The organism is Treponema lecithinolyticum ATCC 700332, assembly GCA_000468055.1.
Classification (GTDB): Bacteria; Spirochaetota; Spirochaetia; order Treponematales; family Treponemataceae; genus Treponema_C; species Treponema_C lecithinolyticum.
Map to the genome: position 1 here is coordinate 93,485 of KI260566.1, position 24,158 is coordinate 117,642.

24 protein-coding genes, 1 tRNA gene and 2 pseudogenes are annotated in these 24,158 nt (G+C 41.3%); 17 read left to right on the forward strand and 10 right to left on the reverse strand.

Annotation, left to right across the window (positions count from 1 at the left end; genetic code table 11):
* The first annotated feature begins 18 nt into the window (after window positions 1–18).
* Window positions 19–408: an ISAs1 family transposase gene (locus HMPREF9193_RS07010; RefSeq protein ID WP_021687403.1), complete on the forward strand. Its 390-nt coding sequence runs from the start codon at window positions 19–21 to the stop codon at window positions 406–408.
* A gap of 461 nt (window positions 409–869) precedes the next feature.
* On the forward strand, window positions 870–1,235 hold the full coding sequence (locus HMPREF9193_RS07015) for a TIGR02328 family protein (RefSeq protein ID WP_021687404.1): 366 nt from the start codon (window positions 870–872) through the stop codon (window positions 1,233–1,235).
* A gap of 323 nt (window positions 1,236–1,558) precedes the next feature.
* Here HMPREF9193_RS07015 and HMPREF9193_RS11340 read toward each other — a convergent pair whose 3' ends face one another.
* Window positions 1,559–1,828 (reverse strand): hypothetical protein, encoded by a 270-nt coding sequence (locus tag HMPREF9193_RS11340; protein ID WP_021687406.1) that lies wholly within the window; start codon window positions 1,826–1,828, stop codon window positions 1,559–1,561.
* Window positions 1,829–1,846: 18 nt separating this feature from the next.
* Entirely contained in the window at window positions 1,847–2,629 is a 783-nt protein-coding gene (locus tag HMPREF9193_RS07030; RefSeq protein ID WP_021687407.1) for a protein-ADP-ribose hydrolase, read from the reverse strand.
* A gap of 243 nt (window positions 2,630–2,872) precedes the next feature.
* On the opposite strand from HMPREF9193_RS07030, the gene HMPREF9193_RS07035 reads away from it, so the two are divergent.
* From HMPREF9193_RS07035 to HMPREF9193_RS07055, 5 genes are all read left to right on the forward strand, one after another.
* Window positions 2,873–5,677, forward strand: a complete 2,805-nt coding sequence (locus tag HMPREF9193_RS07035) for a type I restriction endonuclease subunit R (protein ID WP_021687408.1) — start codon at window positions 2,873–2,875, stop codon at window positions 5,675–5,677.
* A 2-nt stretch (window positions 5,678–5,679) separates the two neighbouring features.
* Entirely contained in the window at window positions 5,680–7,122 is a 1,443-nt protein-coding gene (locus tag HMPREF9193_RS07040) for a type I restriction-modification system subunit M (protein WP_021687409.1), read from the forward strand.
* A 41-nt stretch (window positions 7,123–7,163) separates the two neighbouring features.
* Window positions 7,164–8,750, forward strand: coding sequence for a restriction endonuclease subunit S (locus tag HMPREF9193_RS07045; RefSeq protein WP_021687410.1), 1,587 nt, complete (start codon window positions 7,164–7,166; stop codon window positions 8,748–8,750).
* Between the two features lie 148 nt (window positions 8,751–8,898).
* Window positions 8,899–9,138: a hypothetical protein gene (locus HMPREF9193_RS07050; protein ID WP_021687411.1), complete on the forward strand. Its 240-nt coding sequence runs from the start codon at window positions 8,899–8,901 to the stop codon at window positions 9,136–9,138.
* Complete coding sequence (locus HMPREF9193_RS07055; RefSeq protein ID WP_021687412.1) at window positions 9,135–9,542, forward strand: type II toxin-antitoxin system VapC family toxin; 408 nt, start codon at window positions 9,135–9,137, stop codon at window positions 9,540–9,542. The genes HMPREF9193_RS07050 and HMPREF9193_RS07055 overlap by 4 nt, the downstream gene beginning before the upstream one ends.
* Window positions 9,543–9,723: 181 nt before the next feature.
* On the opposite strand, the gene HMPREF9193_RS07060 is transcribed toward HMPREF9193_RS07055, so the two are convergent.
* The gene (locus HMPREF9193_RS07060; RefSeq protein ID WP_021687413.1) at window positions 9,724–10,533 is read right to left on the reverse strand and encodes a tyrosine-type recombinase/integrase; all 810 of its coding nucleotides are present in this window, start codon (window positions 10,531–10,533) and stop codon (window positions 9,724–9,726) included.
* A gap of 60 nt (window positions 10,534–10,593) precedes the next feature.
* Between HMPREF9193_RS07060 and HMPREF9193_RS07065 the strand changes: the two genes are divergently transcribed.
* Window positions 10,594–11,187, forward strand: a complete 594-nt coding sequence (locus tag HMPREF9193_RS07065; protein WP_021687414.1) for a restriction endonuclease subunit S — start codon at window positions 10,594–10,596, stop codon at window positions 11,185–11,187.
* Here the strand turns inward: HMPREF9193_RS07065 and HMPREF9193_RS11550 are convergent.
* A pseudogene (locus tag HMPREF9193_RS11550) lies at window positions 11,158–12,468 on the reverse strand (restriction endonuclease subunit S); the annotation flags it as partial. The gene HMPREF9193_RS07065 and the pseudogene HMPREF9193_RS11550 sit on opposite strands and share 30 nt — an antisense overlap.
* Window positions 12,469–12,615: 147 nt before the next feature.
* Between HMPREF9193_RS11550 and HMPREF9193_RS07075 the strand changes: the two are divergent.
* Window positions 12,616–12,879, forward strand: coding sequence for a TetR/AcrR family transcriptional regulator (locus tag HMPREF9193_RS07075; RefSeq protein WP_040847851.1), 264 nt, complete (start codon window positions 12,616–12,618; stop codon window positions 12,877–12,879).
* 64 nt (window positions 12,880–12,943) lie between these two features.
* Window positions 12,944–13,120, forward strand: a pseudogene (locus tag HMPREF9193_RS11520) (PEP/pyruvate-binding domain-containing protein); the annotation flags it as partial.
* 194 nt (window positions 13,121–13,314) lie between these two features.
* Here the strand turns inward: HMPREF9193_RS11520 and HMPREF9193_RS07085 are convergent.
* Complete coding sequence (locus tag HMPREF9193_RS07085) at window positions 13,315–14,064, reverse strand: TetR/AcrR family transcriptional regulator (RefSeq protein WP_021687418.1); 750 nt, start codon at window positions 14,062–14,064, stop codon at window positions 13,315–13,317.
* A 117-nt stretch (window positions 14,065–14,181) separates the two neighbouring features.
* Here HMPREF9193_RS07085 and prs point away from each other — a divergent pair, with 117 nt between their 5' ends.
* Together prs and HMPREF9193_RS07095 are read left to right on the forward strand one after the other, a co-directional pair.
* Window positions 14,182–15,420, forward strand: coding sequence for a ribose-phosphate diphosphokinase (gene prs / locus HMPREF9193_RS07090; protein WP_021687419.1), 1,239 nt, complete (start codon window positions 14,182–14,184; stop codon window positions 15,418–15,420).
* 4 nt (window positions 15,421–15,424) lie between these two features.
* Window positions 15,425–16,078 carry an HAD family hydrolase gene (locus HMPREF9193_RS07095; protein ID WP_021687420.1) on the forward strand — a complete coding sequence of 218 codons (654 nt, stop codon included), beginning with the start codon at window positions 15,425–15,427 and terminating at the stop codon, window positions 16,076–16,078.
* Here HMPREF9193_RS07095 and HMPREF9193_RS11070 read toward each other — a convergent pair.
* From HMPREF9193_RS11070 to HMPREF9193_RS07110, 3 genes are all read right to left on the reverse strand, one after another.
* Complete coding sequence (locus HMPREF9193_RS11070) at window positions 16,075–16,365, reverse strand: hypothetical protein (protein WP_156882478.1); 291 nt, start codon at window positions 16,363–16,365, stop codon at window positions 16,075–16,077. The genes HMPREF9193_RS07095 and HMPREF9193_RS11070 overlap by 4 nt on opposite strands.
* 64 nt (window positions 16,366–16,429) lie before the next feature.
* Window positions 16,430–16,503: transfer RNA gene (locus HMPREF9193_RS07105), tRNA-Arg, on the reverse strand.
* A 61-nt stretch (window positions 16,504–16,564) separates the two neighbouring features.
* Window positions 16,565–17,020 (reverse strand): hypothetical protein, encoded by a 456-nt coding sequence (locus HMPREF9193_RS07110; RefSeq protein ID WP_040847856.1) that lies wholly within the window; start codon window positions 17,018–17,020, stop codon window positions 16,565–16,567.
* 226 nt (window positions 17,021–17,246) lie between these two features.
* Here HMPREF9193_RS07110 and HMPREF9193_RS07115 point away from each other — a divergent pair, with 226 nt between their 5' ends.
* The 5 genes from HMPREF9193_RS07115 (at window position 17,247) to HMPREF9193_RS07135 (ending at window position 22,973) form a co-directional block, all read left to right on the forward strand.
* Window positions 17,247–18,830, forward strand: coding sequence for a peptide ABC transporter substrate-binding protein (locus tag HMPREF9193_RS07115; protein ID WP_021687422.1), 1,584 nt, complete (start codon window positions 17,247–17,249; stop codon window positions 18,828–18,830).
* Between the two features lie 118 nt (window positions 18,831–18,948).
* Entirely contained in the window at window positions 18,949–19,878 is a 930-nt protein-coding gene (gene oppB, locus HMPREF9193_RS07120) for an oligopeptide ABC transporter permease OppB (RefSeq protein ID WP_021687423.1), read from the forward strand.
* Between the two features lie 10 nt (window positions 19,879–19,888).
* Entirely contained in the window at window positions 19,889–20,947 is a 1,059-nt protein-coding gene (locus HMPREF9193_RS07125; RefSeq protein ID WP_021687424.1) for an ABC transporter permease, read from the forward strand.
* An 11-nt stretch (window positions 20,948–20,958) separates the two neighbouring features.
* A complete protein-coding gene (locus HMPREF9193_RS07130) occupies window positions 20,959–21,975 on the forward strand; it encodes an ABC transporter ATP-binding protein (protein ID WP_021687425.1) in 1,017 nt (338 codons plus the stop codon).
* Window positions 21,975–22,973 (forward strand): ABC transporter ATP-binding protein, encoded by a 999-nt coding sequence (locus HMPREF9193_RS07135; RefSeq protein WP_021687426.1) that lies wholly within the window; start codon window positions 21,975–21,977, stop codon window positions 22,971–22,973. Before HMPREF9193_RS07130 ends, HMPREF9193_RS07135 begins: the two co-directional genes overlap by 1 nt.
* A gap of 30 nt (window positions 22,974–23,003) precedes the next feature.
* On the opposite strand, the gene HMPREF9193_RS07140 is transcribed toward HMPREF9193_RS07135, so the two are convergent.
* Window positions 23,004–23,309 (reverse strand): hypothetical protein, encoded by a 306-nt coding sequence (locus HMPREF9193_RS07140; protein ID WP_021687427.1) that lies wholly within the window; start codon window positions 23,307–23,309, stop codon window positions 23,004–23,006.
* A 16-nt stretch (window positions 23,310–23,325) separates the two neighbouring features.
* The gene (locus HMPREF9193_RS07145; RefSeq protein ID WP_021687428.1) at window positions 23,326–24,156 is read right to left on the reverse strand and encodes a hypothetical protein; all 831 of its coding nucleotides are present in this window, start codon (window positions 24,154–24,156) and stop codon (window positions 23,326–23,328) included.
* Between the last annotated feature and the right edge of the window lie 2 nt (window positions 24,157–24,158).

A 24,158-nucleotide genomic window follows, 5' to 3' on the forward strand; every position in this document is an offset into this window, starting at 1 on the left:
TAATCTGGTATTGATGATGTGTTCCAGAGCAATCAGCAGACATTAAAGGCGGATATCGAAGAATATGTTCAAGATGACAAGTTGAGAGCGAAAATGAACAGCGTGAGTAAGACGGAAAAAGGAGACGGAAGGATTGAAACAAGAAGCGCGTTCACGACGAATGATGCGTCATGGATGCCCGGAGATAGGCAATGGCCGGGATTGAAGTGTATAGGTGCGATAAAAACGCATTTTGAGTACAAGGGAAAGGTTACAGAGGAATGGCATTATTATATATCAAGCAAAGAATTAACAGCAGCCGACCTGCTTCACCATGCGAGAATGGAATGGGGCGTTGAAACCATGCATTGGCTGCTTGATGTACGCTACAGGGAAGATTATTTCAGAGCACAAAAGGTACATAAATAATTATATAGTTATATGGAGGCTCCCCTCACTGCGTTCAGGGGCGCTACGTCCGCTGTTCCGCTGCCGCTCCAGATTTAGAATATGGACGAGCAGACCATATTCTAAGTCGTACAAATAGCACCCTAAAATGCAACAGTTGAACAAAGTGTGAATTTTGGAAACTGCTGCATTGATGCACGGAATGCGCATACGTGATAGAATACCCGATATTCCTGTCATGCGGCTCTGTTTGCCAATACTACTTACTCTTCCTCAACTCGTAGTACCTTAAAACTTTGTACGCCGATCGGCAATGTATACACCAATGTATACACTGCGCAGCATCATTACAAGAGTATTTCATTATCTAACAATTGACAGTTTGCCGCACGTTATGAGAGAATCGAATCGGTTAAAAGGGTATCGGAAACTTTGGGTACTACATAAGTACCCTGCTCTACGTTATATATTGAGAGAGTTGGATGAGACTGTGGCATCAAGATATGATTAACAAACTCCCGCGTCAACAGCTGTTGGGACAACATAGGGAGTGTTGTGCCTTGCGCGGAAACGGCTGGGGCAGGCAGCATGCAACTGTTAATTATGTTTTTCGTTATTCACCCTATCTGCTTTATTGTTATCACCGGCTCATTATGGCAGAGATGAATCGACGAGGCTACAGGGTCAGTCCCGAGTGGTTGGACAAAGACTATCGCGGCAGAAAATGTCCGGCATATAATAATTTAGCGGTCATTGAAGTACTCAACCCCATATATACTGAACATGATGATTGCTATTATCGTGAGTGTCTCAAGAATTTGGAAACCAAGGGAATTCATTTGGATTAATATTGTGGGGATCCGCTATAAAAAGAAAGTCATTGTTCATCGTTTTTTTCTCCGGAGGTTTCCCTCACTGCGTTCGGGCCGCTACGTCCGCTGTTCCGCTTTTGCTCCATTCCTCTAAACCAAGTAACCGCATTTTTCCATACCCCCCCCGGTTTGTTTGCTGCCGAAATCAGCCTTTTCGTAGGAATTCGATAATCCGTTCTTTTTCCGTTTGCGGTAAAATATGCAGATGGCCGCTTTCTTTTAATTCAACCGTCCGGCAATTTGAAAAGATTCGGTGTGCACGATGTATCACTTTTTTTGCAGGAAAAAAGCAGTCTTTTTCACACGCAATAACCAATTGTAACAACGGCATATACGTGAAAATGACTTAATAAAAAATCGAATTTTAAAAGATTGTACGCGGTTGTCGTATTTCCGCCATGAAACACCAGCAGCGGTTTTCCTGCCTTATTGCCGGTCTCTACCACATGTGTTTTTCCAAATGAGGTTTTTACATATATATCTGAAAACGGCATATTCAATTTTGATAATTGCTTATCATATAAAAAAAGTGATTTTTCTTTTCCTTTTTGTGATTTATATATGCTCATATTAATACCTTCTCCCGTTTATAAAATTCCGCTGTAAATTGCAAAATCTTCGTCTTTAAATACGTTAAACACGACTTTCATCCCGTTTCCGGTTTGCTCGAAGTATTTTCGGACGGTTGCTACCGCAATTTCCGCCGCCCGCCGATTCGGAAACATAAAGACTCCGGTCGAAATACAGCAAAAAGCGATACTTTTTACGTTGTGCACTTCGGCGAGTTCAAGACAGGAACGATAGCAGGACGCCAGTTGTTCTTCGTGTTTTTTTTGTAATCGCTCCTGCACAATAGGCCCTACGGTGTGCAGCACGTACTTGCACGGCAGGTTAAACGCTCTCGTGATTTTTGCACTTCCCGTCGGTTCTTCGTGCCCCTGTTTTTGTATGATGTCAGCGCACACGGCGCGCAACTGTACGCCTGCAAATGTATGGATGCAGTTGTCGATGCACGCGTGGCAGGGCTGCCAGCAGCCGGTCATAGCACTGTTTGCCGCGTTTACGATCGCGTCTATTTTAAGCGTGGTAATATCGCCCTGCCAAAGGTAAAAGATTCCGTTCCCGTGTGCGGCAACCGGTGTTAACTCTGCAAAGTCGGTAATACCGCGCTCCCGGATTGCTTCCCGTAAATACTCGTCCTGTATGCGAAGGAATTCTTCGCTCGTGCACTGCGGCGGACGGACGTTCATGAGGGAACGGAGCAAAACCTTTTGTTCCCGCTCGTCATCCGGTATTCGCGCGATGCGATAACCGAGGTTTTCCTTTAAAAGACAATCTATTAAAAAAACGCGACGTTCATTTTGTGTCATACATATTCCTTGTGTAACCGATTGATTATAACAAAAAACGCGGCGAAAGTTAAAGCCGACGTATGTGTATATTTTAAACGTAAAAAAAATGTCAAGTGAAATATGTCTGAGTTGCAAACACGGCATTCGTGCGGCAAAGAATGTAACAGAGTTTTCACAATGTTATAACAGCTGTCAAAATAACTAAAATAGTGTTATAATTGTTCCTATACTTTTGGGATATGAGAACATCAGGATATATTTATGACGGAATACAAAAACAATCATAATTTCAGATATGACGGCCTATTGCCTGAGCAACAAGCGCGTGTTTATATAGATGCATATCTTGAAGATGCCGGCTGGACGGTAGTCAACCGGGATGAGTTTGTTCCCGAAGCGATAAATGCACAAGCCGTTCGTGAAAATATCTTAAAAGGTAATAAAGAAGCTGATTACATTCTTTATCTTGACGGAAAGGCTATAGGGGTTCTTGAAGCAAAAAGAAAAGAGAATAATTTAGGCCTTGAAGTTGCAGAACAAGCGCAAAATTACGGAAATATTCTGCCCGATTGGGTACGGGCATGGAAAATTCCGCTTCCGTTTATTTTTCTTTCAAACGGCGAGACTTTGCTCTTTAAGGATATGCACGACGAAAAACCGAGTTATAAAGTTCTTAAAAAAATGCTCACCCCGAAAGATATTGTTAGATTGGCGGGCGGCGACATTGATTCGGAATATGCAAAACTTCCTTCCGTCCCGTCTGTAGGGTCAAAAGGTTTAAGGGAATGTCAATTTGAAGCAATCACGAAGCTGGAACTTTCATTTAAGCAGGGATTCAAAAAGGCTCTTATCGTTTTAGCTACGGGTGCCGGAAAAACATTTACTGCTTGTACCGCAGCATATCGTCTTTTGAATTATACATCCGCAAAGCGGGTTCTTTTCCTTGTCGACCGTAACAATCTTGGGAAGCAAGCCGAAGGCGAGTTCGGAACATATAAACTTACGGAAACCGGTAATCCTTTTTCCGATGAATACATTGTTCATCGTCTTAAAAGCGTTGAAAAAATAGGAAATGCAAGTGTCGTCATTTCAACGATCCAACGGCTTTTTGCAGTACTCACGGGGCAAGAAATAAACGATGCCGACGATGACGAAGAAACGGATAATGATGAAAACGCACCGGGGAAACGGATTCAGTTTACAGGAAACATACTTTTACCGCCGGATTTCTTTGACGTAATTATAATTGATGAATGTCATCGTTCGATTTACGGAGATTGGCGGCAGGTTCTTACCTATTTTAATAATGCAAAAATCATCGGACTGACGGCAACTCCGACACCGGAAGCTGAAGCGTTTTTTAATAAAAACCGAGTAGTAAATTACACTTTGGAAAAATCTATTGCCGACGGCGTTAATGTTCCTCCGCGTGTGTATAGAATTAAAACCGAAATCTCGGAAAGCGGCGGCACCATTAAAGACGGTGAAAAAATCAAAAAAGTTTCCAACTGGAGCGGTAAAAGAAAAACTCAAAAGCAGCATGAAGACCGGCAATTCACCAAAACGGATATAGATAGAAGTGTCGTGATTCCGGCACAAATCGAAACGGTTGTTCAAGCATATAAAGATTCCATCTATGAGTCTCTGTACCCGGACAGAAAAAAAGATTGGACTATGATTCCAAAAACGCTTTTCTTTGCAAAAACAGAAAACCATGCAGAAGACATATTGAAAGCAATCAAAAAGGTTTTCAAAAACGAATTTCCTAACGGAGAAATCCCGGAACATTATGCCCAGTTGATTACGTGTAAATCCGGAAATTCAAATCAACTGATCAGCGATTTTAGAAATGATAAAGATTTTCGGATTGCAATTACCGTTACGCTTGTTGCAACAGGCACCGATATCAGACCTTTGGAAATTCTTGTTTTTATGCGCGATATACATTCCGAAGTTCTCTACACTCAGATGAAAGGACGCGGATGCAGAACATTTGCCGACGATAAACTAAGAAACGTAACCTCAAATGCGGCCTCAAAAGACTTTTACTATCTTGTGGATGCTGTCGGCGTAACAGAACACGAAAAATCAATGCCGGCTCCGGGCGGAAACGACGATGTAAAAAAAGTCTTGCCGCTCAAGGACCTTCTTGAACATCTTGCACACGGAGAATTATCCGATAATAATTTGGAACTTTTAGCAGACTATCTTTCACGCGTAAATAAAAAAGCCGAATCGGAAGATATTATCGAACTTAATGACTTACTCGGCGCTATTACCGTAAAACAATTGGCTGTAAATATTTTTGAATCAATCGCACCCGAGTCTTGCAGTTTACCCCCCTACAAAGATATTAATGAGCCGAATACGGAAAGAAAGATTTTGATTTCCCTGCTCATAAACAATGTAAAAGCCCGCAAAAAACTTTTGGAAATCAATGCCGGATTTATTAAAATTGCCCTTGAAAAACAGGACTCGTTAATTTATGCAGGATTTTCAAAAGAGCAGGTAAAAGAATATATCGTTACATTTGAAACCTATCTTGATGACAATAAAGATGAAATTGAAGCATTAAGAATTCTTTATAATCAGGAAAAAATCGCCATCACGTATACGATGCTTAAAGATTTGGAAAAGAAACTGATTGCGTATAATAGCCAGTTCAAGCCGGAATTCTTGTGGACGTGCTATCAAACGCTGGATGGAGAAAGCGGAAAAGTAAAACCTTTAAACAGAGAAACGGAACTGGGCGTTTTTACCAATCTTATTCAACTGGTAAGATACGGGTATAAGTTGGATGATGAACTTGTGTCCCTTAAAAGGCGATTCGGCAGCTATTTTAACCTTTATTGCGGACAGGCTTGGCGTAAATTTACGCCGGAACAAATTGAAATCGTGCGGCAGATTGCAGAATACATCGTACAAAACGGTTGTATCACGAACATTGAATTAAACAATGCAAAACATGATTTGTTCGTAAAAGCCGTTCCAATCTTCGGAGCCGATAAACTAAACGCGGAAATGCAGACAATCTCCAAATATTTATTCTACGGAAAGGCAGCATAAAAATGGCAAAAAAACAAGCAATGCCGGCAAAACCGGAACAGGCGCTTACGAAAAAAGTTTGGAACATGGCGGATGTTCTTGCAGCAGCCGGTGTCGGATTTACGGATTATATTATTCAACTGACATATCTCTTATTTCTAAAAATGGATTTTGAAAAAGAATCATACGGTTTAGGCAGTGCACTTCCTGACGGAAGTAAGTGGAAAGATATTGTTCAACTGGACGGACATGATCAACTTGCAAAATATGAAAAGATTCTGGAAATTTTACAGGCAACTGACGGACTTATCGGCGCAATTTTTACGGAAGCACAAAATAAGATTACAAAACCGGCTCTTCTTAAAAAACTGATCGGAATGATTGATGAAGAAAACTGGTTCAGTATGGACGGAGACCTAAAAGGTGCAATTTACGAAAGTATTCTTGAAAAAAACGGACAGGATAAAAAATCCGGAGCAGGGCAGTACTTTACGCCGCGCCCCTTGATTAATGCTATGGTTGATGTTGTTCAGCCGAAAATTACGGAAACCGTTGCCGACCCGGCGTGCGGAACCGGAGGATTCTTGCTCGCTGCCTATGACTATATGCGCAAACAAAGCGACGAACAGAGCAAAGTGGATTTCTTACAAACTAAGGCTCTTAGGGGAAATGACATTACGCCTCTTGTCGTAACATTGGCTTCTATGAACCTTTATCTTCATGACATTGGAGCGGACACCACACCGATTAAATGTGAAGATAGTTTGGAACACGAACCCGAACACCTTGTAGATGTAATTCTTGCAAATCCGCCTTTCGGTGCTCGGCCTGCAGGAAGCGTCGATATTTCGACAATGCGTTCCGATTTGATTGTAACGACAAGCAATAACCAGTTAAATTTTTTACAGCACATGATGGTCATGTTAAAAGACGGCGGAAGAGCCGGAATTGTTCTCCCCGATAATGTGCTTTTTGCTGACGGCGCCGGAGAAATTCTCCGCAAAAAACTTCTAAAAGATTTTAATCTTCATACGATTCTTCGTTTGCCGACCGGTATTTTCTACGCAAACGGCGTAAAAGCAAATGTACTGTTCTTTGAAAAAGGAAGCCCGACACAAGAGACATGGTATTACGATTACCGGACAGGGATTAAACACACACTTGCAACGAAACCGCTTAAACGGTCCGACCTTGAAGACTTTGTAAGCTGCTACTGCGCAGGACATTTTGAAGACAGAAAAGAAACGTGGTCGCCCGAAAATCCGGCGGGAAGATGGCGTAAATATCATGTCGATGAACTGCTTGCACGGGATAAAACCGGTCTGGATATTTCTTGGATAAAAGACGGTTCCGATACAGTAGATTGTTCCCTTGCCGAACTGATGCAGACAATTCAAACCAAAAGCGCAAACATTGCCGCAGCGGTTACCGAACTTTCCAAACTGATTGAAGGAATTAAAGAATGATAAAGGGAAACCGATAAAAGCGGGCATCGGGAGATTATAACGTGAACACAAATGCATTACGCCAAAAAATTTTAGACCTCGCAATTCATGGAAAGCTGGTAAAGCAGGACCCGGCCGATGAGAGTGCAACCATACTCCTTGAAAAAATCCGTGCAGAAAAAGAGAAAAAAATCGCTTCCGGTGAACTGAAACGCGGTAAAAATGATTCGTATATTTTTTTCGGTGATAACAGGCACTATGAGAAGTTCGCAGACGGCAGGGTGAAGGATATCGAGGACGCAATCCCATTTGCCCTGCCGGAGAGTTGGGCATGGTGTAGACTGGGAGAGATTGGTGTTTGGCGCGCAGGAAGTACACCAAATCGGAAAAACATTGCTTTTTATAAAAATGGGACTATTCCATGGCTATTAACAGGTGATTTAAATGATGGGATTATTACAGATATCCCTAATAAAATTACAGAAGAAGCGTATTGTCAAACCTCGTTAAAACTAAATCCAACAAATTCTATTTGTATTGCTATGTACGGAGCAACAATCGGAAAACTTGGAATATTATCAACTCCGGCTACGACAAATCAAGCTTGTTGTGTTTGCAGTGATTTTAAGGGGATATCAAATAAATATTTATTTTATTTCTTATTGCAACACAGGGAAAAATTTATACTACTTGGTTTTGGTGGAGCACAACCAAATATCTCTAAAGAAAAAATTATAGCTACTCTTATCCCTCTTCCACCTTTATCGGAGCAGCAACGCATCGTCGCAAAAATTGAAACAATTTTTGTACAAATCGATTTGTTAGAACAAAACAAAGCCGACTTACAGACAGCCGTCAAACAGACAAAGTCAAAAATCCTCGACCTTGCAATCCGCGGGAAACTTGTTCCGCAAGATCCTGCCGATGAACCTGCAAGTGTTATGCTGGGGAAACTCCGTGCGGAAAAAGAGGCTAAAATTGCAGCCGGTGAGATAAAACGCGGCAAGAATGATTCGTATATTTATAAAAATTCTACTGATAATTGTTATTATCAAAAATATACTGATGGCTGCGAGGAAAATATTTCCGATGAAATTCCGTTTAATGTACCGGATGGATGGGCTTGGTGTAAACTGCCTGAAGTATGCAGAAAACCAATTACTGATGGTACGCATAATTCACCACCGAATAGTGTTTCAGGGGACTTTGCTTATATTACAGCAAAAAATATAAAAAATCTAAAGATTTGTTTAGATGATGCAACGTATGTTTCTAAAGAAATACATGAGTCTATTTACAGTAGATGTTCACCTGAATTGAATGATGTTTTATTAACTAAAGACGGAACTATTGGGGAAGTTGCTGTTAATAAGTTAAATTACCCTTTTAGCATGTTGTCGAGTGTTGCTCTTATCAAACCTTCAAATGAAATTTTATCTTGGTTTCTAGCGTATATTTTAATATCTGATTTGTTACAAAACAAAATGAAAAAGGATGCAAAAGGTTCTGCGTTAAAACGTATTATTCTTGCTCAAATAAATGATTTTCTCATCCCCCTTCCTCCGCTCGCTGAACAAAAACGCATCATTGCCAAAATTGAAGAACTGTTTGCTCAGCTTGATTTTATCACGGCAGTGCCAACAGAGTAGCTGCCTTTTGAAAGATCTGGGGCAGTAGTGCTTATCAAATATACGATAATCTAGCATAAAAATAGAAACCTATGTTATAATAAGACATATCTGAAAACGTGATTAGATTTTTTTGAGGTCTTCAATAAAACTATGTGGAGGGTTGCAGATGTCCTGTGAACAATATGCTCAAATAGAAACTCAGGTTTTAGAAATGCCTTATGAACAGAAAATTCAGCTTCTCTCTATGATTGCAGATAATTTAAAAAATACAAAGGTAGTTGAACCTGTTCATGCGCAGACTAAAAGAGCGAAGCGTTGTTTTGGTGTTGCAAAAGGCGAATTTTCGTATCCGAAGAATTTTGATGAAGATAACGGCGAAATTGCAAAACTTTTTGGAGCTGTATGATGAAAATTCTTTGCGACACACACATTTTGATTTGGTTTTTAACAGGAGATGATCAGCTTTCAGTAAAAGCACGTACTATTATAGAAAACGAGGAAAATGAAATTTATTTTTCTCTTGTGTCTGTATGGGAAATCAGTATAAAACATTCACGCAAGCCGAAGCAGATGAGCCTGTCGCCTAAAAGATTTATAGAATTGTGTGAAAGTCAGGGATTTTTAGAATATCCGATAGAGCGGAGGCATATTCTTGCTGTCGATACGCTGCAGCGTCCTATACATACGCCGGAACATCATGACCCGTTTGATAAACTCTTACTTTCACAAGCAAAAATTGACAAACTAACCCTTATCACACATGATTCACTCATTCCGGATTACAATGAGCCATGCATTGTTTCTGTGTAAAGAGAACCGGAAGAATTATGACACACATATATTTTATTAGACATTGTCACTCTCGTTACACGGTAACCGTTAAGACCTATCGATTGAACTAAATCGGTTGTCCTCAAGTTTACAAAACTCCGACTTGAGGACGATCTTTTTGTGAGCGGCATTCCCTTAGATTTTATCTGTGATCATCAATTTACCACGTTACAATGCTATCAACCAGTTCCCGCTGTTCGCTTGCGGTGCGGCGCAAGTAAATACGTGTTGTTTCAATACTTTCATGCCCCATTAAATCGGCAAGAAGAGAAATATCATTGAACTTTTCAAGAAAATTCTTTGCATATCGGTGCCGGAATGAATGCGGATACACAACTTTTTCACTTATCCCGTACTTTCTGGCATAATTCTTTAGCTGCTGAGCAATTCCGCGAGTAGTAATGTGCTTTTCAAAGCGATTGAGAAAGAGATAGCCGGACTGACGACCGATTGATTCCAGCCATTGCAAGGCTTCTTCCTTCAAAATTTTTGGAATATAGAGCCGCCTGAGCTTTCCGCCCTTTGAATATAGATCAAAATATCCCAACTTAACATGCTCAACTTTTATCTGAATAAGCTCGCTGACTCGCGCCCCTGTCGCGGCGAGGAACCACACGACAAAATACCATTCATAGTTTCCGTCTTTTTTAAGACTCGATTTTAAAAACTGGTAGTCCGCATTGCTGATAACATTTTCAAGAAAGTTTTTTTGCTGGACTTTTACAAATTTTAACTGCAGCTGATCTTTATGAATAAACTGCAAATACTTGTTAATTCCCTGAATCCTTAAATTTACCGTTTTCGGTTTAAAGAATTCAATCAGATAGCCTTTGTATGCAAGCAGATTTTCCTTGCTGACAGAATCATAATGTTCTGTGTAGTATTTAACTGTCCATAAATACGACGTAAGAGTGTTTTGAGAAAGATTGCTTTTCTTTAAATACTCTTCAAAATTTGTGCCGTTTTCCATAACGACCTCCCAATAAACAAGATTAGCGATATCTCGCTTAATAGAAAGTATACTTGTAGTGTGGCTTCTTGTTATTATGAGAAGTTCGAGGGGAAAAATGATGTTTGTATTGATAATGAGATTCCTTTTGAACTGCCGGCAAACTGGCAATGGCAAAAGGGTAAAGAAATATTCTCTTCTATGACTACTAAAATTCCATCTGGACATAATTTTAGATATATTGATATTGATGCTATTGATAATCAGACTCATAGAATTAGGTATCCTAAGGTTATAGAAGTCGCAAAAGCCCCCTGTCGTGCCTCAAGAGAAGTAGAAAACGGAGATATATTATTCTCTTTAGTCCGTCCTTATTTAGAAAATATTGCACTTGTACCAGAACATTATTCAGATTGTATTGCATCGACAGGATTTTATGTTTGCCGTCCAAATAATACGTTGATATCCAAATACGCTTTTTATATGATGACATCTCAATATGTAGTAAACGGTCTGAATAAATTTATGAAAGGTGATAATTCGCCTTCAATTACCGGAGATGATATTACAAAATGGCTTTATCCAGTTCCTCCAATTTCAGAGCAAAAAAGAATCGTTGCTAAAATTGAAGAAATATTTAATGCTTTAGACGATATTCAAAAAAATCTTGTCTAATTGACTAAAAAGCTCATCAATTTTATCTAAAATCCGTTGTTGTGCAGCGAATGGCGGCAAGGGAAATAAGATATGCTGAATATTTGCTTTGGTTAAACTTGGCAAAGTTGTACTGCTGTCTAGTGATGTAAAGTCAAATGATTTACAGAAATAAAATAGATATCGAGGCAGAATAATTGATGATGGTGCAAGACCAAAAGCAGTGTCGACATTCCAGAACTTTTCTTCCATAAATGTAGGATTGTTTATTGAACCTTTGCGTCCGATTATTGTGCAATTTTCCGGGCAAATATAGTCATTAGCGTATCCCATAATACCGCCGCTTCCATAAATTGGATATTCACCAGTGTCATCTTCTACCTGTGATTGATTTTTTCCGTTTATTACATCAGAAATATCGCCAAAATGGCACCATGTCCACGATTCAGGAATGGCAGAGAGGATTTCTACAGATTTTTCGGTTCCATCATCGAACTTCTCATAATAACAATTATCAGTAGAATTTTTATAAATATACGAATCATTCTTGCCGCGTTTTATCTCACCGGCTGCGATTTTAGCCTCTTTTTCCGCACGGAGTTTTTCCAGCATAACACTTGCAGGTTCATCGTCAGGATCTTGCGGAACAAGCTTCCCTCGGATTGCAAGATCAAGGATTTTTGACTTTGCCTGTTTGACGGCTGCCTGTAAGTCGGCTTTGTTTTGTGCCAGTAGATTGATTTGATAAAAGATTTTCTGCATTTCAGAAACAATAAGTCTTTGTTGATTAGTTGGCGGAAGTGGAACTATTGCAGATAACAAATCACTGGCTGAAAGAGATGAAATACCTATTCCTTTTCCACTAAGTAAATTCTGTTCTTTATAAAACATCAGAACATATAAGAAAAATCTATTTTCTACACCATTTATCTTTGGACGCATTCTAGAAACATGGTTCTGGTAACAAATATCGTGGTCATAATTCCAAATTGCTGCCCTACCAACATCTCCGCCATTGCATACTACTAAATCGCCTTTTTTTATTGTGCATTTATCAAGTTCTTCGTCTGTAAAATACATGTATCTCACTTTTGAAAAATCAAAAGTATCCCAATATAAGTTTGATGTGGTGATATATTTTTTTAAAGAGCCTTTTTCATTAGATTTTTTTAATGCTTTTCCTGTTGTATGATAGTAAATCTCCCCCAGTCTACACCATGCCCAACTCTCCGGCAGGGCAAATGGGATTGCGTCCTCGATATCCTTCACCCTGCCGTCTGCGAACTTCTCATAGTGCCTGTTATACAATCATACATATGCCGAGTAATATACGACAACTTGGAAATCCGGCAAAAATACATCTCAGTTATCCGGTTTTATATCACTTCTGTGAATAAATTGTAAAATATTCATTGCAATATAAAGTGAAAACGCACTGAGGAGCGGATGATGGCCAAAGCTTTTACCGAACAAGAAAGAATCAAAATAAAAGAAAAGATATTGGAATCGGCACTGGATTTATTTCACGATAAGGGGACGAAGGCGCTGAGTATAGCTGAATTGACGAAGCGAACAGATAAAAAAGGCTTATTGAATGCGTTTAGCGGAATTTTTTTATTATGTTCTCATTATTATCAGTTTAATAAAGACTATTTTAATGAAATACTTCTGACATTTATATCCGGAATAGTAAATAAATATATAGAAAAATAACGGCATAGTTTTGAAAAATTTAAGTATGGAGAAGCAAAAATGATACTTGATTTTGCGCAAATACATAAAAATGACACTTGTAGAAAAGCAAACGGATGAACAGAGATTGTTATCCGCCGCCAGAGAATTTCGGAAAAGAATTGCAGCAGGATATTTTCCCGCTCAATTGGAAAAAGAGATAAGAAAGAAATATGCTGAAATCGGAGAATCAGCTAGAGTTGCGGTGCGCTCATCGACAACAATAGTAGAATCTACGAATTTAAATCCGCGTTTTTTTAGAATAATCGCCCAGCTTAAGCCTGTCTGCATTCCTTCCAAGATGAGCATTTTAAACAGCTTTTTATCATCGTGCACGGGAATACCCTATTCGCTGTCGTGATACAGTTTTTCTTCTTCGCTTTTTTCAGACCATGGGCAGCGTACTGTTTTCATATGTCAACGGTTCCCATAGGGTTTATACGCTTCGACGCTGTAGTCTTCGGGTTTTAAGATGATTTTGCGCCAGCCGGTTTCATAAAAGTCATCAAGCAAGGCAACGTATTTGAGCGCTTGTTCGTAGGGAATATCAAGTTTGACTGTTTCGAACAGACACGCCCAAAAGCTTTTATCTATCACCGAATATAAACGCCAATCTATATCTTGGTTTACAAAAAGGTTGCTATCTTTGCACATCGAAAAAACACGAAGGTCTGCTTTATACGTATCTTCCATCATCAGTTGAAAAAAGTCGGCATACCGTGTTCCTTGAGAGCAGCATACCAACAGTTTTACGGCACGGTAATTTCGGTAGATAAAATCGACCACTTTTTTTCTGCTTTCAAAACGGAAAGAGCTCATTTTTTTTCTATTCGGCTCCATAGCAAAAAAAATTTCGTACATTGAACGGTGATTGCTTAAAAAAGCATCATATACATCTTTTACCAATGCATCAAACAGTTCGGCTTTATTTTTAAAATGAAAATACAAAGAACCGGTGGTAACGCCGGCTTGTTTTGCAATTTCGCGCATGGAACTTTTTGTCCAGCCTTTTTTTAAAAATTCGACGGCGGCACATTTTAAAAGCATTTCTTTGGAAGAAAGCTTTTCTGTGCCGGCTTTTCTTTCAGTGCCGACTTTGTTGTCGGTACCGGTTTTGCCGGCAAAAGAGGACGGTACGGAAGCTGAAAAACCTTTGCGTGGATTCATAACAATGTTATATTGCGTTATTGTAAAAAAAGTGTCAAGATTTTACAACTTTTTTACACTTGAAAATATGGCAAAAGTATGGTATGATTATGCAAGGTCGCATAAAAAGAGGTTTCAATGCCCTATTCAGATCCGACAAATCTTGCCGTTATCGCCTGCCCGGGTGGTCAATCGTTTGCCGATGCCGTAACTGCACACTTACGACATATCTACAAGCACCGTTATAATGTAAAAAAAGAAGCGCTTTCCAAGCGTTATGACAAAGACAAAGACAGTCTTGATAAAGAAATCAATTACCGTGATGATATGCAGTCTGCCGATTTGTTTGTAAGGGAAAACGTAGATTCGTACCGTCCGCCGGTTTTTAAAACGGATGCCGAATTCACATACTTTATGAACGGCGAAGTTAAAACCGAAATAAAAAGCTGCATACGCGGCAAAGACGTATATATATTTCAAGATACGGAAAATCATCAAACATTAAGTTTAAACGGCGGCAAAAACAAATGTACTTTTTCGGTAAACGATCATGTTATGTCGCTTTTAGTAACTATCGATGCGGTGCGTCAAGCCGGAGCGGCAAAAATTACTTTGGTTTTACCCGTGTATCCATACAGCAGACAGCACAAAAAAAAGGGACGCGAGGGGCTGACGGCAAGCCTTTTGGCTCATATTTACGAAAACATGGGCGTAAACCGCATCATTACGCTCGACATTCACTCACGTGAAATAGAAAATTCATTTTCAAAAATCAATTTGGAAAATTTACACGCAAGTTATCAAATTATCCGCGAATTAACAAAGCTGGTGGATCTTACCGGCAACACCGAAGACATTGTTATCGTTTCGCCCGATACGGGAGCGGTTGACCGCAATAAATTCTATTCAAACGGATTAAAAAAACCGCTTGCTATGATTTATAAAGAACGGGATTATTCTGTTGTTACTCAAAGTGCAAAAGACACTAATATTAAATCGATTAAACTGCTCGGCGATGTACACGGTAAAGTTGCTTTTTTAGCCGACGATATGCTCGGAAGCGGCGGCACGCTTTTAAAAGCTATGGAATTTTTAAAAGAACAGGGCGCTACAAAAGTTATTGCCGCAATAAGTTTGCCGTTTTTTAACGGAAACGCCATAGAGTTGTTTAACGAAGCGTATGCCAAAGGGCATTTTTACCGCATAATAGGAACAAATGCGGTATATCACGAAGAGCTGCTTAAATGTGAATGGTATATCAACACCGACGTCAGCGGGCTTTTTGCAAACATTATCGCGCGCTTGCACCACAATCAATCTTTAAGCAAACTTTTGGATAACCGCACGATTATCGAAAAATTGGTAAAAACGGAGTAAAGCGATGACCGTTTACCGCATACCGGAAAATCTTAAAACGATTATTTTTGATATCGATGGAACTTTATACAAAAACGACGAGTATGTAAACGAGCAAATCGATTCTCAAATCCGTGCCTTTGCGCAAAGCAGGAATTTCAGCAACGAAAAAGCGCGGCAAATGGTAAATTCGTATCGGGAAGAATGGGCAAAACTGCACGACGGAAAAAGACCGGCTTTAAACAACGCTTTGCACGATATGGGCGTACAAACCGATGAAATTATCGCATGGCGCAAAGAATTAACCCATCCTGAAAACTACTTGTCGTTCGACGAAGCTTTAGCGGATTCTTTAAAAGAACTTGCAGCCATTTACCGCTTGCTGTGCATTACAAACAACCCCGCTTCGATAGGGCGCAAAACGCTTGAAATACTGGGAGCACAGCCGTTTATAAGCGAAATTATAGGATTTGACACGTGTAAAACGGCAAAACCCGACCCGAAAGTATTTGAACTTGCCCTAAAGCGTGCCGCAACTCCCGTAGAGCAATGCATAAGCGTAGGCGACCGGTACGATATAGATATTGCCGTACCGCTGGAAATGGGAATGGGCGGTATTTTAGTAAGCGGTGTGCAAGACGTGTATAAACTGAAAAACGTGCTGGAACTTACCCGTTAATTCCATTCGTCTTCTTCGTCATCGCCGCTGTCGGCACTGCTGTTAAACCGGTCCACACCTTCAAAATACGCTTCTTTAAAGATTTCCACAGCTTCCGGGTCGGCATCTTCAGGATAGTCGAAATTTTCTACCGTGCTTTCCGAATCTATACCTTCGGACGCTTCTTTATAACCTAAGCGGAAACCGTATTTGTGTGCGGATTCTTCGTAATAAAAAGCTTCATCGGGGATGTCGGCGTAAAAGTTTTCTTCCGCTTCGTCGCCGTCGTAATCGTCATCGTCAAACATAGCTTTACAGTAACGCACAAAAGCGCGGTTGTCAACAAAAAAATCAAAACAAAAGCAAAAAAAATGGCCCATACACGAGTCGAACGTGCGACCTGCTGCTTAGGAGGCAGCCGCTCTATCCTGCTGAGCTAATGGACCGACGCGGATTTTAAGCGGGCAGCCGGAATTGTACTACCCGATAAAATGCCGAATATAAGTATTAATTTTTCCACACGGTAAATAACGCGCCGAGCACCAATAAATGTCCGGAAAGATTTTTCAAAAACGACAAACACGCTCCTACCGAAGAAAAAGCTCCGTGCAAAAGTCCGCCCTGCCCCATAACATCGGTCAGTGCAACAATAATCAGCCACATAATGATGATCACAAAGATAAAGGTGTTTGATATTTTTCCGGTTTCCACAAAAAAGTTTGCCAGCAAAAATATACCGGCAATCAATTCGCACACGCCCAATACAATGATTACAACGTTTGCAGGATCGCCTTTTAAAAGACTGCGTACCGCCGAAACAACTTCGTTACCGCTGATACCGACTTGCAGCTTTCCCCAAAAGCTTCCGTTAAGCTGTAGCGTTAAAATTCCGGATACAATTAAAAAAAGTGCAAGTGCAAGCTGAAGCACAATGCCGCCCAATGTTTTTTTTGATACAGACATAAAATATCTCCTCTTAAAAATAACTATATACAAAAAACCGCTGCGTATCAATAGCATAGATACAATGAGTCAAAAATGTATAAAAACCCATCTTAAGTGCGGCTAAAAAAAAACATTTTTATTAAAAAAAATGTCGTTTTTAAGGCAAAAAAAGCCGTTTATTACTTGAAATAGAAACAAATGTACGATAGAATGAGTGCATTGTTTTTTTTTCAGGAGGATCCGTATGAAAAAAATGATTTGTGTTACGGCAGCTTCGGCACTTTTAGCCGCACTGCTTTTAACCGCAATCGGCTGTTCAAAGGGGACTTCCGCAAAAGGTGCGGAATTCGTCTTTAACAATGCAACCGAACCGCAGTCTTTAGACCCGTCGCAAATTGAAGGCGTTCCCGAACACCGCTTGTATATGGCGCTGTTTGAGGGTTTGGTATCTTACGATCCCAAAACAAGCCTCCCCATCCCGGGTGTTGCCGAAAGCTGGAGCCGCAGCGACTCACAAGATGTGATTACTTTTAAACTGCGCGACTGCACGTGGAGCGACGGTGTAAAAATCACGGCTCAAACATTTGTGGATTCATGGCTGTACTACCTGTCTCCGGAAACGGCGGCAAAATATGCGTATATGCCGGCTCAAGTTATTAAAGGAGCCGAAGACTACAATGCAGGCAAAGCCGGTAAAGAAGCGGTCGGCATTCGCGCTGTGGACGAAAAAACCTTTGAAGTAACTTTAACCGGTCCCATCCCCTATGCGGTCGACATGATGGCTCACTATTCTTTTGCTCCGCTTCCCTTACACGCAATTCAAAAAAACGGCAAAGACTGGATTAAACCCAAAAACTTTGTCGGAAACGGTCCTTTTGTGCTGGAAAGCTGGATACCGCAAGATAAAATCACTTTAGTACCGAACGCAAAGTATTGGAACAAAGACAATGTTTTTATTTCGCGCTTAACCATGCTGCCGATTGAAAACGAAATTACTTCGTATCAAAAATACAAAAGCGGCGAATTGGACTGGGATCCGGTAGTTCCGCTTGAAATGATGGATGAAGTAAAACTGCGCGACGATTACCAAGTTGCACCGCAGCTTTCAAGCTACTATTACTTTTTAAACCTGAACAATCCGGTGTTAAAGGATGTGCGCGTACGCAAAGCGCTGGCAATGGCTTTCGACCGCAAAGAATTGGTTGAAAAAGTACGGCGCGGCGGTGAAGTTCCGGCAACAGCGCTTACTCCCCCTATGGCAGGTTATACTCCGCCGAAAGGAAGCGCTTATAATCCGGATGAAGCAAAAAAACTGCTTGCCGATGCCGGTTATCCGGGCGGAAAAGGTTTTCCGAAAATGACCATTATTTACAACACGCAAGAAGCTCACAAAAAGATAGCCGAATTCGTACAACAGCAGTGGAAAACGAATTTGAACATCGATGTTGAACTTGCAAACTTGGAATGGGCTACGTTTATCGAAAAAAGGCAGGCAAACGACTTTGAAATTGCCCGCGCAGGTTGGGTAGGCGACTATCAGGATCCGTCGAACTTTTTGGAAATGTTCCTTACCGGCGGCGGAAACAACGATGGCCGCTATGAAAATCCTGAATACGATGCTATGCTCAAAAAAGCAACGACTATGCCTTCGGGAGCCGAACGCATGAAACTGCTTGTACAAGCGGAAGAAATGCTGATAGGTCGCGACCAAGCTATAATTCCTTTCTATTATTATGTATCGAACAACATGATAGACTTGTCCAAATGGGACGGCTGGTATGTCAACACAATGGATGTCCACCCGTGGGTAGGTTTAAAGAAAAAATAAGCGCACCGAAAGCGTATATGTAATCGGTCGGAGGTGCCTAAAAACAGCCGTAAAGCGGCAGTCTTTTAAGGCGCCCCCGACTTTTGTTTGAAAACACCATCATAAAACAGAGGCAAACATGGGAAGATTTATATTTCGCCGGATACTGGGTTTGATTCCGACGATGTTTTTAATTATTACCCTCAGCTTTTTTTTAATCCGCTTAGCCCCCGGAGGGCCTTTTTCCAGCGAAAAAAAAGTTACGCCGGAGGTAATGCAAAATCTTTTAAAAAAATATCACATGGATGAACCGCTGTTTAAACAATACCTTCGTTATATGGGCGACGTTTTACGCGGCGAACTTGGTCCCTCTTTTAAAAATAAAGACTACAGCGTAAACGAATTAATAGCCGTCAGTTTGCCCAATTCACTTATTTTAGGCGTAACTTCTCTCGCCCTTGCACTGCTGTTCGGTATTGCCGTCGGCGTTGTATCGGCACTCAATCAAAATTCGGCAGCCGACTACACGGCAATGTCTGCAGCCGTTATCGGTATATCGGTTCCGTTATTTGTTGTAGGACCGGTATTTATGCTTGTATTTGCAATGAAGCTGCAATGGCTGCCGACTTCCGGCTGGATAACCGGACGTGCAGGATTAAAAACGCTGATTATGCCTGCCGTAACGCTGGCGTTTCCGTATTTTGCTTATATTGCCCGCTTAAGCCGTGCGAGTATTTTGGAAATTCTGCGCTCGGATTATATCCGTACCGCACGCGCAAAAGGTTTAAAACAATCCGCCGTTATTTGGCGGCACGTACTTAAAGGCGCTCTGCTTCCCGTAGTAAGTTATTTGGGTCCCGCTTTTGCCGGTATCGTTACCGGTTCAGTTGTTGTTGAACAAATATTTTTGGTGCCCGGCTTGGGAAACTTTTTTGTAAAATCGGCTTTAAACAGAGATTATACGCTCATTATGGGAACCGTTATCGTATACTCGTTTATTTTAATCGTCATGAATTTAATCGTCGACATCATATACGGCCTTTTGGATCCGCGCATTTCGTATAAATAGGAGGCTTTCGATGTTTTTACGCAAAAAAAATACCGAACAAGCAGTTAACGAATTTAATCAGGTTATGAAACCCGTTTCTCTTTGGGACGATGCGTGGAAAAGACTTAAAAAAAATAAAATGGCTTTAGCAGGTTTGTATATCGTTGGAATATATATTGCAGTTTCGCTGTTTGCACCGCTTTTACCCTTATATCCTTATGAACAGCAGTTTTTAGACCATATTTATCTGCCGCCCTCTTTTAAACCGGCAGGGGTTGTTATGATTGCACAAACCAAAGCGTCGTTAGCCAAAACAATGGCAAAAGAAAAACGCAGCGAATACACCCAGCAGGAAAAAGATATGCTTGCAGCAATGGAACAGGATGTAAAAACGAAGCCCATACACCAACGGCATTATATTTTAGGCACCGACAGCTTGGGACGGGACGTACTTTCGCGCATTATTTACGGAGGGCGTATTTCCATAGCTATAGGACTTTTAGGCACAATAACGGCGCTTATTATCGGCGTTATATTGGGAGCGGTAGCAGGATATGCCGGCGGCTGGATAGATAACGCATTGATGCGCTTTGTAGACATTATGTACGGCTTACCGTATATGCTTATCGTTATTATTATGATGGCGATTTTAGGACGTAACATCTTTATTTTGTTTATAGCCATTGCATTGGTATCGTGGCTGACGGTTGCACGCGTTGTACGCGGTCAAATAATCAGTCTTAAAAATTCGGAATTTGTTGAAGCTGCCCGCTCTATGGGAGCAAGTCCGAACCGTATTATTTTTAGGCATTTACTGCCCAATACGCTCGGCATTATTATCGTATATTCTACGCTTTCTTTGCCGTCATTTATTATGAGCGAAAGTTTTTTGTCGTTTTTAGGCTTGGGCGTTTCCGCGCCGCTAGCTTCGTGGGGCTCTTTAGTTGCCGACGGTGTAAAATCTATGGAATTGTACCCGTGGCTTTTATTGGTTCCCGCAATTATAATGACCGTCTTTTTATTCGCCATGAATTTTTTAGGCGACGGTTTACGGGATTCCTTTGACCCGCAAAGCAAAAACAAAGTGTAAGGCGGATGAGCATGAACAAACACACAAACAGCAGCGAAGTTATTTTACAAGTAAAAGACTTAAAAACATATTTTAATACCGACGAAGGAGTCGTAAAAGCGGTAGACGGTATTACGTTTGACTTACACAAAGGCGAAACAATGGGGATTGTCGGTGAATCCGGCTCGGGAAAAAGCGTTACCAATCTTTCAATTATGAACTTAATTCCCAATCCGCCCGGGAAAATCGTCGGCGGGCAAGTATTGTTCCACGGAGAAGATTTGCTGCAAATGAACGAAAAGCAAATTCAAAACATCCGCGGCAATAAAATATCGATGATATTTCAGGACCCTATGTCCAGCCTTAACCCGTTTTTGCGCATTTCCACGCAAATGATTGAAACAATCGTATTGCACCAAAAGCTGGATAAAAAAACGGCAAAAGAAAAAGCTATAGAGATGCTTAAATTAGCCGGTATTCCCGCACCCGAAAAACGCATAGATAATTACCCGCACCAATTTTCAGGCGGAATGAGACAGCGCGTTATGATTGCTATGGGGCTTTCGTGCAATCCGGAAATTCTGATAGCGGATGAGCCGACTTCAGCTTTGGATGTAACCATACAAGCGCAAATTATAGAGCTTATGCAAGAGTTATCCGTTCGTTTAGGAACGGCAGTTATTATGATTACCCACTCTCTGGGAGTAGTTGCCGGCATGTGCGATACTATTTGCGTTATGTATGCCGGACGCGTAGTAGAGCGCGGAAACACAAAAGATATTTTTAGAGAACCCAAACACCCGTATACGCGCGGGTTAATACAATCGGTACCGCGTTTGGACAAAGAAAATTCGGATCGCTTGTATTCAATTCCGGGACAGCCGCCCAATGTTATTGATTTACCGCCGTGCTGTCCGTTTTTTCCGCGCTGCGGACAAACGATGGATATATGCAAAAAAGCTTATCCGCCGCTGAGCGATTTCGGCAACGGACATTGCGCATCGTGCTGGCTGTATGCACAGCAATCTGAAAATAAGGGGAGGCCGTAATGCAAAACCTGCTTGAAGTAAAAGATCTTAAAATGCATTTTTCCGCAGGCGCAAGCGGCTTGTTCGGCGGAAAAAAGAATTACGTATATGCCGTAGACGGCGTCAATTTTACGCTAAAAAAGGGCGAAACACTCGGCTTGGTAGGAGAATCCGGCTGCGGAAAGTCTACCGTTGCACGCGCAGTCGCTCAATTATATAAACCCACATTCGGCGAAGTTATTTTTAACGGTAAAGATTTAACAAAAATGCGCAAAACCGAACTTTTGGAAGCGCGCAAAAACATACAAATGGTATTTCAAGACCCCTACGCTTCGCTTAACCCCAGAATGACTACCGCATCGATTATTGCAGAGCCGTTGTATATCTATAAACAGCGCGGTATTATCGAAATGACGGATCGGGAAATCGATGCACGCGTGGAACACTTGATGGAATTAGTCGGGCTTTCAAAGTTTTTTAAAAACCGCTATCCGCACGAGTTTTCAGGCGGTCAGCGCCAAAGAATAGGAATTGCCCGCTCTTTAGCGCTCAGCCCGCGCCTTATTTTGGCAGACGAGCCGGTATCCGCTTTGGACGTGTCCATTCAAGCACAGATTTTAAACTTGTTCAAAGACGTGCAAAAAGAAATGGGGCTTACCTATTTGTTTATTGCCCACGACTTGGCGGTTATTCAATATATTTCCGACCGCATTGCCGTTATGTATTTAGGTAAAATCGTAGAAATAAGCGATTACAAAGATTTGTATGCTAACCCTTTGCACCCGTACACAAAGGCTTTGCTTTCGGCAGCTCCCATACCGGACCCCGAAATTGAAGCAAAACGCCAGCGCATTATTTTAACCGGAGACGTTCCCGCCCCCGATAAACAAAGACCGGGCTGTTATTTTTACGACCGCTGTCCGAACAGAATGGAATGCTGTAAAACAAAACAGCCGGTATTAAAACAAAAGGGAACAGGCGGTACCGACCATCAAATCGCCTGCTTTTTGTACGAATAAGTTTTAGTACTTAATACGGCGCACAAAGTTTTATAAGCGCTTGCGCTTAATTACAATTAAAAAAGCGCTTATAAAAAAAAGCGGCGGTACAACAGCAAAAAATAAAGAAATGGGCGGTATGCCGGCTGCGCTAAACGGAAGCACCGAAACCGGATCGATAATGCCGAATATACACAGCATATCGTATATAAGACCGGCATAACCGATAAGGGTGCCGGCGACAAGCATTATCCATGCCGCATCCCGCGTTTTGGAGCCTAACATAATGGCTAAAAAAGCGGCAGTACCGCCGAGCACTAATTTTATTACATATAAAATCATATCAGTATAAACCATACGTACCTCCGCCTTGCTATACAAAAGGATTTCGTTTTAATTTTATAAAATCGCCCGGATTTGCACCGAATGGAATTATTGAATTTTCTTCGTACAAAGGAGAAACAAGCAAAGCACAGTCAAGACAGTGCAGTACAAATGATCGGTAGTTTTTTTTATCTGTAACCGGCGTAAGATAGGGGCCGCAGCGTTTAAAATAAAGCAAAAGCACATCGTCAAAAGCCGAAAAATCTTTTTCAGTATATTCGCTGCAAAAGCGCTTTAAATCATACAGCGCGCGGCTGAGCGCATTAAAAAATGCCGCAGAGCAAGCTTCGCTTGCCGGTATGGACGGTACGTTTGCTTGAGTATGCGCGCCGGAAAAAGCATCGGAAAACAAAGCGATATAGCCTGCTTGGGCAAAGGGCAAGGGAGCCGGAAAAAACACGGCGTGCGCGCCGTCCGTTGCAGTACTTGCATTTGTATCGCCTGCGGCGGAACCGATTGCCCAAGGGTTCCATCGGGTACAATTTTTTGCATAAGGTAAAAGCGCGTTTAGTAAGGTTTGTTTTGAAAAAAACCAGCGCGCATGCGTATAACCGCTCACAAGCGAAAGCGCAGCTTTTTCAAACGCTTTTTCGTACACAGTCGGAAACGAGCCGGTTTGTCCGCGGTCTATCGTATTTTTTAATACGCGAAACGCTTTGCCGCCTTCACTCCCCCACCCCAACAGCGCATGAGCGTTTTCGCGGTACAAGTCCGTAACGCGCACACCTTTTTGCGTATACAAATAACAGCCGCGCGCACGCGTAACCGCGCCGAAGCGTTTTATAAATTCAGCTTTATACCACTCGGTATTTTCATGCATAA